Here is a 12,237-nt window from a genome sequence, read left to right as displayed (position 1 = left end):
CAATGGGCCATTCCTATAACAGAGCCAGAATGCGCGCCGCTTCATCTGCGGTGCTGGTCAATGCCTCCCGATCCTCACCGGGATGAAACCGGGCACGCACGGCAGTTGGCATAGCAGCCGGTTCCATGATGCTTACACGCGGCCCGGTGCGCTCTGTTTCCAGCGCCCAGCTACGGGCCAGAGCCATCTGCGCCGCCTTGGTGGCACCGTAGATGCCATAGAATTTCTCGCCCGCCTTCGGATCATCGAAAAATACCGCATGGCCGGCCTCACCCAGCAAAGGCGCAACATAGGGGATCAGGACCGACGTGGCGGTTGCGTTGGTGTTGATGGCTTTGGTCCATTCCTTGGGGTCAATGAAATGGGTCGGCGTCAGGGCCGAAGTGTGAACCGCAGTATGCAGCCACAGGTCCACCTTGCCCCAGCGATCATGGATGCCACGACACAGTGTCGCCATCGCATTCGGATCGGCAATATCCATCGGAGCCAGGGTGGCTGAACCGCCCTTTACTTTGATGCGGTCGTCCAGTTCTTCCAACCCGCCGGTGGTGCGGGCGACAGCGACGATGTGGTACTCTGGTGCCAGCGCCTCGGCCAGGGCAGCGCCCAGCCCGCGAGAGGCCCCGGTGATGAGGGCGATTTTAGTCTGATCGGTCATGACTGCGGTTTGAACCCAAGCGCGCAGCGCGTCAAGACAGGATTAGCTGCCTGGGATCGCTATGCGCGTCGTCTGACCGCTTTGTCGCAGCATGATGCCCTCGGCATCAATGGCCACAATAGTACCTGAAGACACACGGCTGCCCAGCTTGACCTCTTTGACCCGGCCAGAAGACATCCGCATCAGCGCGCGCATATCGGCTTTTGGCCCAAACACCCCAAGCAGGGTGATAGAGTTTTTGCTAAGCGCGCCCTGTTGCGTGGCCGCGCTTGTGACGGTTTTGTTTGACATAGAGTGCGGTTGCGGCACGCGGCCCCAACCCCTTTTGATGAGTGGTTGGAGGCGGACTATCAAACGCAACAAGGGAACAAAAGGTCTGGTGAATTGTCCGTTCCGTCACTTTCAAAAGGCAATCGGTGAACCCATTGCGATTGCATTTCCTTCGCCAAAAAGTTGTGCGCGGAAACTAAGCGAATTTACACCGATGCAGGTCGGAAACCGCCCGGCTTGGACCGGGCAGAGAGCTACCGATTCGCCGGAAACTTATCCCGAAGCCAGCTTCGCCGCATTCCAGGATCCGCCGGGCACTTGCATGTCTTCACGTTTCTTACTAACGCGTGAGCTGCTTTCGAGCGTATCCAGATAGTCTTTGCTGACGCTTCCGGTGATGTATTTTCCGTCAAAACACGAACAGTCGAACGCTTCGATTTCTGGATTTCCTTCCTTGGCGGCCCAGATCAGATCGTCCAGATGCTGATAGATCAGGGCGTCTGCACCGAGCTCTTGCCGGATTTCCTCGACCTCTTTGCCATGGGCAATCAGCTCATGTTTGGTGGGCATGTCGATGCCATAGACATTGGGGTATTTCACCGGCGGTGAGGCGCTGGCAATGTAGACCTTCTTGGCTCCAGCCTCGCGGCACATTTGCACAATCTTCTTGATCGTGTTCCCGCGGACGATGGAATCGTCGATCAACAGAACATTGTGTCCGTCAAACTCCAGCGGAACCGCATTCAGTTTGCGGCGCACGGATTTCTGACGTTCGGCCTGACCGGGCATGATGAACGTTCGTCCGACATAGCGGTTCTTTACCAGACCTTCGCGATAGGGAATGCCGGTGATCTTGGCCGCCTCAAGCGCGACCGGGCGGGCGCTGTCTGGGACCGGGATGATCCGATCAATCTCAAGCCCTGATTCCTGGATCTGTTTGGCCAGCGTCTGCCCCATACGCATCTGCGTTTTATAGACAGAGACGCCGTCCAACAGAGAATCCGGACGCGCCAGATAGACATATTCAAAGATACAGGGTGTCAGCTTGCCTTCGACCGCCTGGAATTCGTGCATGTTGCCGTCCAGGTCGATCAGAATCGCTTCGCCAGGGCGTAGGTCGCGCATCTTGTTGAAGCCGTTGATGCCAAAGGCCACATCTTCCGAGGCAAACGCAAAGTCGTCGCCACCGTTTTCGGTTTCGCGGATGGCCACCGAGAGCGGGCGAATTCCGTGCGGGTCGCGGAAGGCCAGCATTCCGACACCTGCAATCAGGCAGATTACCGAATAGGCGCCCTGCACCCGTTCCATCGTCATCTTCACACCGGCAAAGATATTCCGAATGGGCTCGGCGTTGCCATTGACCTTGATTGCGTCAGCGACCTTGTCCGCCAGAACGTTCAGCAGAATTTCCGAATCTGACGTTGTGCGCAGGTGGCGGCTGTATTTTCCGGTGACTTTCTCACGCTGTGCGGCGGTGTTGGTGATATTGCCGTTATGAACCAGGTAGATGCCATACGGGGCATTCACGAAGAATGGCTGCGCCTCGGCCGCGCTGAGCGACCCGGCAGTCGGATAGCGCACATGGCCAATGCCGACCTTTCCAAGCAGGGTATCGGCGTCCTGAGCGTTAAACACGTCCTTGACCAGCCCGTTGGCTTTCTTTTCGCGGAAGAACTCTCCGGTATAAGTGACGATACCCGATGCATCCTGACCCCGGTGCTGCAGCATCAGAAGCCCGTCATAGATTTCCGCAAACACATCATGTGTTCTGCTTGCGATCCCCAAAATCCCACACATGTACGGGCTCCAAATTACTATGACGATTTAAGTTGTGGCGGTGTTCGGAACATCAGCATGGCGGTGTCTTTGCCTGATACTTCCCATAGATCTTGGGATGCAGACGCGCCCTGGTCGCAAGCGGCAGGCGCGAAAGAAAACAGATACAGCAAGATCGGCAGCTCCGATTCCATGTCAGTTCGGACTTCACATAAAGCCTTACGGAGGCTGTGTCATCAAAGGATCACATTTGCGATTTGACGCAGGTGGAATTTGCCACAATGGCCGAACAAAAGGTGACAGGTTTCGCAGCTTGTGCTGTCATAGAGGAAACAATCCGAAACAATAGTTTCTTCAAGCCAAGCGGATTTCAGACATGTGGCAAAACAATCAAGGTCAGAAAAAGCAAGAACCGGTAAAACGCCGGTGCCACCGATGCCGTGGAATGGGGCGCGCACCCTGTCAGATTTGCGGAGGCGCAGGTGAAGTGATCAAAAGTCGGGACATTTTTGGCAAGCCCGTCATGTCCCGTTGCGAAGGGTGCTTTGGGCTGAAAAACATCAGATGCACCGTTTGCGCCGGAGAAGGGTTTGTCTAAGTCGAATTGAAAAAGCCCGGCTTTGACCGGGCTTTTGCTTTATTCCGCTGCAGGTGCTTCAGGGGCGGCAGGTGCGTCGGATGGATCGGCGCTTTCACCACAGCTGGCTACCAGTTCTTCATATTGGGATGTTACCCACCCCAGCGCGGCTTCGGGGTTTTGCTCTTCGATTTTGTCGCTGAATTGTTCGAACACTTTGGCTGACCGGCTTTCGTCGACGATGGTGTAGGATTGGCCCGTCATGACTGTGTCATAGACGAAGAAGGCAATCGCCACCAAAAGGATGCCGCGCGCGATTCCAAAGAAAAACCCAAGTGCCTGATCCAAGCCGCCCAGTGCAGACCGTTGCACAAGAGATGAGAACAGTGGGGTAAATATACTAACCACGATCAGGGCAATGGCAAACACGCCAGCGAACCCGGTGATAACCGACAATTCACAACTGTCGCGCAGGAAATCTCCGACAACGGGGATTTCTTTGACCAGTGGAACGGCCTGTGGTGCGAAAATGAATGCCAAAACTGCCGCCGCAACCCATCCCGCGATCGCGAGAATTTCCCGCAACAGGCCACGGGAATAGGCCAGCAGACCCGATATAACGATGATCAGGGCAACTACCCCGTCAATTATTGTAAAACCTTCCATGGCCCTCGCCCGTAATTTTTTCTGCCCCTCAAGGCGTTACCTTAACCTGCTCCGAAGGTTTCGCCAACAAACCCTACCAAATCAGAGGGCCGGGTGAGTGTCAGACCTGCCACAGTACCGGTTTTCCCGCCTGCCGGAGCTATGGCGGATGTGAAACCAAGTTTTTGGGCTTCTTTCAACCTGTTTTCTGTCTGAGGGGCTGGTCTAAGTGCCCCGGACAACGAGATTTCTCCGAAAACGACGGTGTCCGTTGGCAGGGCTGTGTCCTCGCGCGCGCTGAGTAGCGCGGCAGCAACGGCAAGGTCCGCGGCTGGCTCGGTGATTTTAAGCCCGCCTGCGACGTTGAGATAGACATCAAGCCCGGCAAAGGGGATGCCACAACGGGCTTCGAGCACGGCAAGGATCATTGCCAGCCGTCCGCTGTCCCAGCCGACGACGGTTCGGCGAGGCTGAGAGTGGGGGGATGGGGCAACCAGCGCCTGAAGCTCGACCAGAACCGGCCGTGTCCCTTCGATACCAGCAAATACGGCCGATCCGGGGCTGGGCTTGCCGCGTTCAGATAGAAACAGGGCCGACGGGTTTGTGACTTGTGCCAGACCCTTGCCTGTCATCTCGAACACTCCAATCTCATCGGCTGGACCAAACCGGTTCTTGACCGCGCGCAGAATGCGGAACTGATGCCCGCGTTCGCCTTCGAAATAAAGAACGGTATCAACCATGTGTTCAACCACGCGGGGGCCAGCGATCTGACCATCTTTGGTGACATGGCCAACCATGATGATTGAAACTCCGTGTCGTTTCGCAAACGTGGTCAATTCATGTGCTGCGGCGCGGACTTGTGACACTGAACCCGGTGCGCTGTCGACGTTGTCGGCCCACATGGTTTGAATTGAGTCGATGATTGCGAGACCGGGTTTCTCGGCTTCCAGCGTGGTGAGGATGTTACGCAGGTTGGTTTCGGCGGCCAGTTGCACGGGCGCATCTTCAAGCCCTAACCGGCGCGCGCGCATCCTAACCTGCGCGCTGGCTTCCTCGCCCGAGACGTAAATGGTTTTCACACCTGCACGCGAGAACCGGGCCGCGGCCTGCAGCAAAAGGGTGGATTTGCCGATGCCCGGATCCCCACCTACCAGCAAGGCCGAGGCGGGGACGAGTCCGCCTCCCAACACGCGATCCAACTCCTCGACCCCGCAGAGCGTGCGGGGAGGGGGAGTTTCCTCGGTCGACAGGTCCGTGAGTGTGATAGACTGGCCGCGCTTACCACCGAGGGATTTTTTGGCCGGGCCAGCCGAAAGGGGTACGTCTTGCGTGATGGAATTCCATTCACCGCAGCCGTCACAGCGCCCGGACCACCGTGAATGAGTGGCACCGCAGGCCGAGCATGAAAAAGTTGTCTTTGCCATGGCGCCCTTGGTGCCCGAGGAATGGCGGTTCTTCAAGCCCTCGTGGGCCTTCATCTCCACCGGTAGCGCGCCATATCCTCAGGCCCGTTTGGGCCATCGTCCATGGCGGGCGCTGTCGCGCCTATTCGGCGGCGCGAGGTGGCGACATAGCTATGACGCTCGACGGCTTCGATGCACCGTCCTTGGGCTGCTGCAGTTGCGCCGACAATTCCGGCAACAGTTCGAAAAGTTCGTCGCGCAGGCGGGTTAGCTGAGAACGAGCGATGGATTCCTCGATTTCAACATCATGGGTCCACTGGCGCAGCTCGTGCTGAATGGTTTGCGCCTCTTCCAGCCGTTGCTGAAACAGTTCGATCTCTTCCTGGCGTTGCTGCAGGAATGTGCGGGCACGGGCGATGCGGGTATCCCCGTAAGTTTCGGCCAGTTCTTGGCTTATCTGGCTCATTTGCGCGGCCAACTCCAGAATCTCAGGTTCGAGCGATTGCAGGTTGGGATGTTGGCGCAGGAAGGCCATCCGCTCTTTGACCGCATCAAATTCGGACGACAGGATAAATGCCCCGCTGCGGTCCTGCGCATGGGCCAGCTGATAGGCATGGGCGATGTCGTGCATGTTCAGCGCAAATTTACGGTGCGCGTTTTCCAGCGCCATCATCCGGGCATTCGCAGGAAGGTAGAAGGCCAGCATCAGGATCAGAGCGGTCAGGCCAATCTGAACATAGATCCCGGCGTCGATGATGGTACCGCCTGCCAGTCCGGCTTGCATGGAGAGCCAGGGCAGTACGCCCATGGCGGATAGCATAGTGGTTGCGACGGCCAGAAAAGCCGCGGAACAAATCAGAAAAAATGTCAGTCGTAGAAATGCGTTTTGAAACTGCAACGTTAACGTGTGGAGGGCGGTCATGTTCGACGATCTCCTTCTCAAACCGATACATATCGGGCCGAAGCGGAGAAAGATGGAACATAGGTTTTGATCCGCTACGGACCGATCACTACAAGAAACTGGCTGCTCGAAATATTAAGATGATACTCAGATTAGTGTTTTCAATCAATTAGGTCTGATCATTTCGTGATCTGGATGTCATCTCGGTAATAATACCCAAGCCGATTGAGGCCAGAATACAGGCCGTAAACAGGTAAAGCCCCCAGGCGGTTTCGATGGTCGCGTAAGAGATGCCCTTGGCCAGCGTGATATAGAGCGCGATGAGGAAAATGTCGGCCATCGCCAGCTTGCCGAGGATGTTCAGCGCAGGTTGAACACGTGCATCCAGCAGGTCCCATTGGATCAGGGCGGTGCCGATGGTTTTCAGATAGGGCGCGAAAAGGGCAAAGACGGTGACGATCAGCGCGAGGAAGATATCGGACTTCCAAAGGGACTGGAGCCCGGTGATGACGCTGATTTCGCTGAGGCCGAAGATGGGCAGAAATCCCGCGCGCATCAGCGGAGCGAACCACGCGATGGGGTAGAGGATCAGCAGAGAGAGGGTGACGAGGCGGAGGGTCATTATAGATACTCTTCGGAACTTTTCGATGAGGTGAATATTTAACCTCAGTCTGTATTGTGCCTATACCGATATCCGAAACGCTATTGATACACATCACTTTGTTTACGAAAAAATTTATATGGCTGAACCTGTTATAAAAATTGTCGAAGGCCCGTCCCCAACCCAGAAGGGGGTTAGCGAGGCTATAACTGTTGGCCTCGCGGGGGTTCTTTCAGCGGGAAGTGTCGCTGCAGACATTATGCCATTTGATCGCGAACAGTTGTTTGGCGTAATGCATTTTCGCCTCCAGGAAGCGCTGCAGGCGCAACGCAGGGCGCGTTGGTTCGGTGGAAAAATTTACAATCGATTTTCAGGGCAAGATCCCAATTACGTTCTGTTTTCGGGAACTCATCTGGGTCAAACATTGGCGCTTGCCCGGATTCAGACGCCAGATTTTGTGGTCCCGCGTGGGAAATATTTGCTGCGGCTAGATTATGTAAAAGAAGCCTACGAGAACTTGAAACAAGAAAGGAAAGGTGCGCCTGTCTAACGCACCGCCTCTATCGGCCCCTCAGCACTACCGCTGATGAACTGTTCCACATAGGGGTCGCCCGAGGCGTCCATCTGCCCGACGGGGCCGGTCCATTGGATCACGCCTCCGTGCAGCATGGCGACGTTATCGGCAATCGCGCGGACCGAGCTCATGTCGTGGGTGATGGTCATCGCGGTGGCGCCCATTTCGGTAACGATCTCGCGGATCAGGTCGTTGATGACACCGGACATGATGGGATCAAGGCCGGTGGTGGGCTCATCGAAGAAAATGATCTCGGGCTCGGCGGCGATGGCGCGGGCCAGGCCCACGCGTTTTTGCATACCGCCCGACAGTTCGGCCGGGAAACGATCGGCCACATCCGCTTTCAGGCCCACGCGGCGCAGTTTCTCGACGGCGATCTCGCGCGCCTCGTCCACGGGACGTTTGAGCGAGCCGCGCAGCAGGCGGAAGGCGACGTTTTGCCAGACGGGCAGCGAGTCGAACAGCGCACCGCCCTGAAACAGCATTCCGAACCGGGCCAGAAAGGCATCGCGGTCGCCTTTGGTGGCGTCTTTACCGTCTACATAGACCGTGCCGCTATCGGGTTTGATCAGGCCAAGAACGCATTTCAGTGCCACCGATTTGCCGGTGCCCGATCCGCCGATGATGACCATCGAGGTGCCCTTGGGGATCTCGATATTGACGCCTTTGAGGACCTGATTGGACCCAAAGGCTTTATGTACATTCTCCATCCGGATCATATCGAGAAGAACACCCCTGTGAGAACGAAGTTTGCAGCCAGAATCATGATTGCGGCAGCCTCGACCGAAGATTTGGTCGCAGCGCCTACGCCCTGCGCGCCCCGGCCCGAGTTCATGCCGTAGTAACAGCCCATGGTCGCCGTGATCAGGCCAAAGGCCGCGCCCTTGGTAAGCGAAGAGACGATGTCATGAAATTCGAGGAAATTCATGGTGTTTTGCAGGTAGGCCGCGGCGTTGAAGCCCAGGCTTTGGGTCGCCACGATATATCCGCCCGCAATGCCGATCACATCGCCAACCGCAACCAGAATCGGCACTGTGATGACGGCGGCCAGCACCCGCGGCGCGGTGAGGTATTTCATCGGATGGGTGGACAAAGTTACCAGCGCGTCGATCTGCTCGGTCACTTTCATGGTCGCAATTTCCGCAGCGATGGACGATGTGACCCGCGCTGCAATCATCAGACCACCCAGAACAGGCCCAAGCTCGCGCACCATGCCAATCGCTACGATTTGTGGCACCACAGCTTCGGCATTGAAACGCGCACCACCTGCATAGATCTGAAGCGCCAATGCACCGCCGGTAAATATCGCCGTCAGGCCAACCACCGGCAGGGACATCCAACCGATATTCATAAGAGCGACCGCAAATTCGCGCGGATAATAGGGGGGGCGGAAAATATGTGAAATCGCGTCTACAAAGAACAGAGCGACCTTGCCGAAATTTGCAAGCAAAGACAGGGCTGTACGTCCCAACCCGCCCAGCATTGAAAGAGGGTTCATTCGATATAGCCCCGAGAGTAGCGCGCGCCTAGAGATGTCAGAATTTCATACCCGATGGTGCCGGCGGCCTCGGCCAGATCATCTACTGTCTGGTGGCCGTTGAGAATACGCAGGCGTTCCGGATCCTCGGGCAGATCCGTTACGTCGATGGTGATCAGATCCATTGAGATCCGGCCAACGACAGGGCAGGGCCTGTCCGCCACAAAGGCATCAATGCCGCCTCCGATAGCGCGGTGAAGCCCGTCCGCATACCCGGCCGCAACCGTGGCAATACGGGATTTGCGCCGCGCGACCCAGCTGTTGCCGTATCCCACGCTTTCGCCGGGCTCGACCTCGCGCACCTGAATGACCGGAAGGTCGACGGTGACGACGGGTTTCGCATCGGCAAAGGGTTGTCCGCCATACATCCCGATACCGGGACGGCAAAGGTCGAAGTGATAATCGCTGCCCAGAAGGATACCGCCGGTGGCCGCAAGCGATCTGGGGGCCGCACTTCCATCGGTCAATTCGTGGAACACCCGCAGTTGGTGGCGATTCATCGGGTTGTCAGGTTCATCCGCACAGGCGAGATGCGACATCACCAGCGACGGATTAAGCGGCTCGATCTCTGTGCGCAACGCGGCCCAGTCCGCAGGCTCAATCCCCAAGCGATTCATGCCGGTATCCAACTGGATTCCAAAGGCGTGTTCAGGCAAGGCTTGACGATGGCGGCGGAACTGTTCGGACGAATTCAGCAATGGCGTCAAATTGTGTTGGAGCAGTAGGTCGCTGTCGCCTTCCATATGCCCGGAAAAAACACTTATCGTTGCGTTGGGCCCGACAGCCTCGCGCACGGCGGCACCTTCTTCGGCAGCCGCGACAAAGAAATTTCTGACACCTTCTTCAGCAAGTGCGGCAGAGACAGGACCAGCGCCCAGGCCATAGGCGTCGGCCTTGACCACGGCACCCGTTTCACAGGACGTCTTTGCATCAAGCGCCTGCCAGTTGCTGGCCAGTGTATAAAGATTGATCGTTAAGCGTGCAGTACTCATGCGTCTGTTCATGACATTGGATCGCGTCAGGTCAAGGGGGGTCGCAGCGATAATTGACCTGTACGTTGCGCATAACGGCACCTTGAGGCCGGGAAGCGGGTTGAAACAGCGTAAATCTGCGTATTGAACATCTGAGGGCGCCAAATCACTATTGTGCGCACATCGTGGTCAACCATGATCGGGTCAAGGTGATCGTTCACTAATACCCAAGGGGGCCTGTTGGGATGAAAACATGATTGAACTCTCGTTTGGGTACAAAAACCAGAGCAGTAGGTTGCCTGATTTCTTTTATGATGTGTTCTCTGCTTCAGAGGGGGGCGAGGAAGGACGGGCCATTCAATCTTTGATCAGGGAATTGCTGAAAACCGAGCCCGATCAGGATCTGCAGGGATGTGTTGCAACTGATGGGGGCGATCTTCTGGGATGTATCATGTTCTCACGCCTGACCTTTGATCAGGATCCGCGACGGGTGTTTCTGATGTCGCCCGTGGCCGTGCGGACGGATCGGCAACGGGGTGGGATCGGGCAGAAGCTGATCACCTTTGGTCTGGACCAACTGCGGGCCCAAGGCGTCGATTTTGCAATAACCTACGGAGATCCGTCGTATTACGGCAAAACCGGTTTCCTGCCCATTTCTGAGGCATTCGCGCAGCCGCCAATGCCGCTTAGCCAGCCGATCGGATGGCTAGGGCAATCTCTGTCCGGTTCACAGGCTGATCCAATGGTGGGGCCGTCACGCTGTGTCAGTGCATTTGACCGGCCCGACCTTTGGTGACGGTCAGTAGCCTTCGATCTGACCGTCCTGCTGCCAGGGTTTGACGAGGTTCCCGAAGCGGGTGAACTGTGCTTCGAAGGACAGCTCGACCGTACCGATGGGGCCGTGGCGCTGTTTGCCAACGATAACTTCGGCCTTGGCGTGCAGGCGTTCCATGGCCTGCTTCCACTCTTCCATCTTCTCCAACTCATGATCGCCGGGCTTTTCCCGTTCTTTGTAGTATTCCTCGCGGAACACGAACATCACCACGTCGGCATCCTGTTCGATCGAGCCTGATTCCCGCAGGTCGGACAGTTGAGGGCGCTTGTCGTCTCGGTTTTCAACCTGCCGGGATAGCTGAGACAATGCGATGACCGGGATGTTGAGTTCCTTGGCAATGGCTTTCATACCCATCGAAATCTCAGCAATTTCGTTGACGCGGTTTTCGGCCATGCCGCGGCACAACTGCAGATAGTCGATCACCAGCAGGTCCAATCCATGGGTCCGCTTCAACCGCCGTGCACGCGCGGCGAGCTGTGAAATCGGTAGTGCCGGGGTGTCGTCAATGAACAGCGGGCAGGCTTCCAACTCCTTGGCTGCATCAACAAAGCGGCGAAACTCACCCTCGGTCATGTCACCCTGGCGGATCTTGTGGCTCGAGATTTCCGAGGCTTCGGCCAGAACCCGGCCCGCCAACTGCTCGGCGCTCATTTCCAAGGAAAAGAACCCGACCACACCGCCGTCAATCGCACCTTCGGTGCCGTCGGGTTTCAGCCCGCGCTTGTACGCTTTGGCCACGTTGAACGCCACGTTTGTCGCCAATGAGGTTTTCCCCATCGACGGACGCCCGGCCAGAATGATCAGGTCGGACGGGTGCAAGCCACCCAACTGCTTGTCCAAATCGGTCAGACCGGTGGAAATCCCGGCCATTCCACCACCGCGCTGATAGGCCTCGTTGGTGACGTTGACAGCCTCGGTGACCGCCTTGAGGAAGGATTGAAACCCCTGTTCGGTCTGGCCTTGTTCAGACAGCTGATACAACTGCTGTTCAGCCTCGACGATCTGTTCCTTGGGCTCGCTCGCCACATCGACCCGCGCCGCCTTGTCCGAGATATCGCGGCCAAGCCGGATCAACTCGCGCCGGATGGCAAGATCATAGATCATCTGGGCATAGTCATGCACAGCAAAGGCACTGATTGAGGCCCCGGCCAGCTTGACCAGATAGGCCGGACCGCCCAGTTCCTTCAGGCCTTCATCCTCGGCCATGAAAGATTTCAGCGTGACGGGCGAAGCCAGCGCGTTCTTGGCGATACGGGTCGCGGCGACCTCGTAAATACGCGCATGGACCGGATCATAGAAATGCTCGGCCCCGATGATCGAGGCGACCCGGTCATACAGATCATTATTGGTCAGGATCGCACCCAGAAGCTGTTGTTCAGCCTCAATAGAATGCGGCATTGTATCGGCGTTTTGGATCTGTGCCGCTGCCTGCTCGATGCTGCTTATCTCGTTCATTTTGTCCCCGCTGCCCGTCCCGAGGTTCTATACG

At 56.9% G+C, this 12,237-nt stretch carries 13 protein-coding genes; 2 read left to right on the top strand and 11 right to left on the bottom strand.

Going from position 1 to position 12,237, the window contains the following annotated elements:
- Positions 1–13 precede the first annotated feature (13 nt).
- The 7 genes from AC2FIM_RS03355 to AC2FIM_RS03325 all read right to left on the bottom strand — a co-directional run bounded on the left by AC2FIM_RS03355 (position 14) and on the right by AC2FIM_RS03325 (position 6,852).
- Positions 14–658, bottom strand: a complete 645-nt coding sequence (locus AC2FIM_RS03355; RefSeq protein WP_142633476.1) for an SDR family NAD(P)-dependent oxidoreductase — start codon at positions 656–658, stop codon at positions 14–16.
- A gap of 42 nt (positions 659–700) precedes the next feature.
- The gene (locus tag AC2FIM_RS03350; RefSeq protein WP_142633478.1) at positions 701–949 is read right to left on the bottom strand and encodes a hypothetical protein; all 249 of its coding nucleotides are present in this window, start codon (positions 947–949) and stop codon (positions 701–703) included.
- A gap of 252 nt (positions 950–1,201) precedes the next feature.
- Positions 1,202–2,725, bottom strand: a complete 1,524-nt coding sequence (gene purF / locus AC2FIM_RS03345) for an amidophosphoribosyltransferase (protein WP_142633480.1) — start codon at positions 2,723–2,725, stop codon at positions 1,202–1,204.
- A gap of 616 nt (positions 2,726–3,341) precedes the next feature.
- Positions 3,342–3,947 carry a CvpA family protein gene (locus AC2FIM_RS03340; RefSeq protein ID WP_142633482.1) on the bottom strand — a complete coding sequence of 202 codons (606 nt, stop codon included), beginning with the start codon at positions 3,945–3,947 and terminating at the stop codon, positions 3,342–3,344.
- Positions 3,948–3,988: 41 nt separating this feature from the next.
- A complete protein-coding gene (gene radA, locus AC2FIM_RS03335) occupies positions 3,989–5,350 on the bottom strand; it encodes a DNA repair protein RadA (protein WP_142633484.1) in 1,362 nt (453 codons plus the stop codon).
- A gap of 121 nt (positions 5,351–5,471) precedes the next feature.
- A complete protein-coding gene (locus AC2FIM_RS03330; RefSeq protein WP_496675888.1) occupies positions 5,472–6,251 on the bottom strand; it encodes a DNA repair protein in 780 nt (259 codons plus the stop codon).
- A 148-nt stretch (positions 6,252–6,399) separates the two neighbouring features.
- Positions 6,400–6,852, bottom strand: coding sequence for a paraquat-inducible protein A (locus AC2FIM_RS03325; protein ID WP_496675885.1), 453 nt, complete (start codon positions 6,850–6,852; stop codon positions 6,400–6,402).
- 118 nt (positions 6,853–6,970) lie between these two features.
- Here AC2FIM_RS03325 and AC2FIM_RS03320 point away from each other — a divergent pair, with 118 nt between their 5' ends.
- Positions 6,971–7,381, top strand: coding sequence for a hypothetical protein (locus AC2FIM_RS03320; protein WP_281994537.1), 411 nt, complete (start codon positions 6,971–6,973; stop codon positions 7,379–7,381).
- On the opposite strand, the gene AC2FIM_RS03315 is transcribed toward AC2FIM_RS03320, so the two are convergent.
- Genes AC2FIM_RS03315 through alr form a run of 3 tightly spaced genes read right to left on the bottom strand, consistent with a single transcriptional unit; the run spans position 7,378 to position 9,934 of the window.
- Positions 7,378–8,124 carry an ABC transporter ATP-binding protein gene (locus AC2FIM_RS03315; RefSeq protein ID WP_496675882.1) on the bottom strand — a complete coding sequence of 249 codons (747 nt, stop codon included), beginning with the start codon at positions 8,122–8,124 and terminating at the stop codon, positions 7,378–7,380. The genes AC2FIM_RS03320 and AC2FIM_RS03315 overlap by 4 nt on opposite strands.
- A complete protein-coding gene (locus AC2FIM_RS03310) occupies positions 8,121–8,903 on the bottom strand; it encodes an MlaE family ABC transporter permease (RefSeq protein WP_142633494.1) in 783 nt (260 codons plus the stop codon). Before AC2FIM_RS03310 ends, AC2FIM_RS03315 begins: the two co-directional genes overlap by 4 nt.
- Positions 8,900–9,934, bottom strand: a complete 1,035-nt coding sequence (gene alr, locus AC2FIM_RS03305) for an alanine racemase (RefSeq protein WP_496675878.1) — start codon at positions 9,932–9,934, stop codon at positions 8,900–8,902. The genes AC2FIM_RS03310 and alr overlap by 4 nt, the downstream gene beginning before the upstream one ends.
- Before the next feature lie 232 nt (positions 9,935–10,166).
- On the opposite strand from alr, the gene AC2FIM_RS03300 reads away from it, so the two are divergent.
- Positions 10,167–10,709 carry a GNAT family N-acetyltransferase gene (locus AC2FIM_RS03300; protein ID WP_271947370.1) on the top strand — a complete coding sequence of 181 codons (543 nt, stop codon included), beginning with the start codon at positions 10,167–10,169 and terminating at the stop codon, positions 10,707–10,709.
- 3 nt (positions 10,710–10,712) lie between these two features.
- Here AC2FIM_RS03300 and AC2FIM_RS03295 read toward each other — a convergent pair whose 3' ends face one another.
- Positions 10,713–12,203 carry a replicative DNA helicase gene (locus AC2FIM_RS03295; protein ID WP_142633499.1) on the bottom strand — a complete coding sequence of 497 codons (1,491 nt, stop codon included), beginning with the start codon at positions 12,201–12,203 and terminating at the stop codon, positions 10,713–10,715.
- Positions 12,204–12,237: the final 34 nt, after the last annotated feature.

This window comes from Ruegeria sp. CDSC052 (assembly GCF_059610685.1).
This window is presented reverse-complemented; position numbering and strand designations above follow the sequence as displayed.

What these genes read in the sequence shown, in the direction of transcription:
- AC2FIM_RS03355 (WP_142633476.1), bottom strand. Translation starts at nt 658, where the DNA reads ATGACCGATCAGACTAAAATCGCCCTCATCACCGGGGCCTCTCGCGGG.
- AC2FIM_RS03350 (WP_142633478.1), bottom strand. Translation starts at nt 949, where the DNA reads ATGTCAAACAAAACCGTCACAAGCGCGGCCACGCAACAGGGCGCGCTT.
- purF (WP_142633480.1), bottom strand. Translation starts at nt 2,725, where the DNA reads ATGTGTGGGATTTTGGGGATCGCAAGCAGAACACATGATGTGTTTGCG.
- AC2FIM_RS03340 (WP_142633482.1), bottom strand. Translation starts at nt 3,947, where the DNA reads ATGGAAGGTTTTACAATAATTGACGGGGTAGTTGCCCTGATCATCGTT.
- radA (WP_142633484.1), bottom strand. Translation starts at nt 5,350, where the DNA reads ATGGCAAAGACAACTTTTTCATGCTCGGCCTGCGGTGCCACTCATTCA.
- AC2FIM_RS03330 (WP_496675888.1), bottom strand. Translation starts at nt 6,251, where the DNA reads ATGACCGCCCTCCACACGTTAACGTTGCAGTTTCAAAACGCATTTCTA.
- AC2FIM_RS03325 (WP_496675885.1), bottom strand. Translation starts at nt 6,852, where the DNA reads ATGACCCTCCGCCTCGTCACCCTCTCTCTGCTGATCCTCTACCCCATC.
- AC2FIM_RS03320 (WP_281994537.1), top strand. Translation starts at nt 6,971, where the DNA reads ATGGCTGAACCTGTTATAAAAATTGTCGAAGGCCCGTCCCCAACCCAG.
- AC2FIM_RS03315 (WP_496675882.1), bottom strand. Translation starts at nt 8,124, where the DNA reads ATGATCCGGATGGAGAATGTACATAAAGCCTTTGGGTCCAATCAGGTC.
- AC2FIM_RS03310 (WP_142633494.1), bottom strand. Translation starts at nt 8,903, where the DNA reads ATGAACCCTCTTTCAATGCTGGGCGGGTTGGGACGTACAGCCCTGTCT.
- alr (WP_496675878.1), bottom strand. Translation starts at nt 9,934, where the DNA reads ATGAGTACTGCACGCTTAACGATCAATCTTTATACACTGGCCAGCAAC.
- AC2FIM_RS03300 (WP_271947370.1), top strand. Translation starts at nt 10,167, where the DNA reads ATGATTGAACTCTCGTTTGGGTACAAAAACCAGAGCAGTAGGTTGCCT.
- AC2FIM_RS03295 (WP_142633499.1), bottom strand. Translation starts at nt 12,203, where the DNA reads ATGAACGAGATAAGCAGCATCGAGCAGGCAGCGGCACAGATCCAAAAC.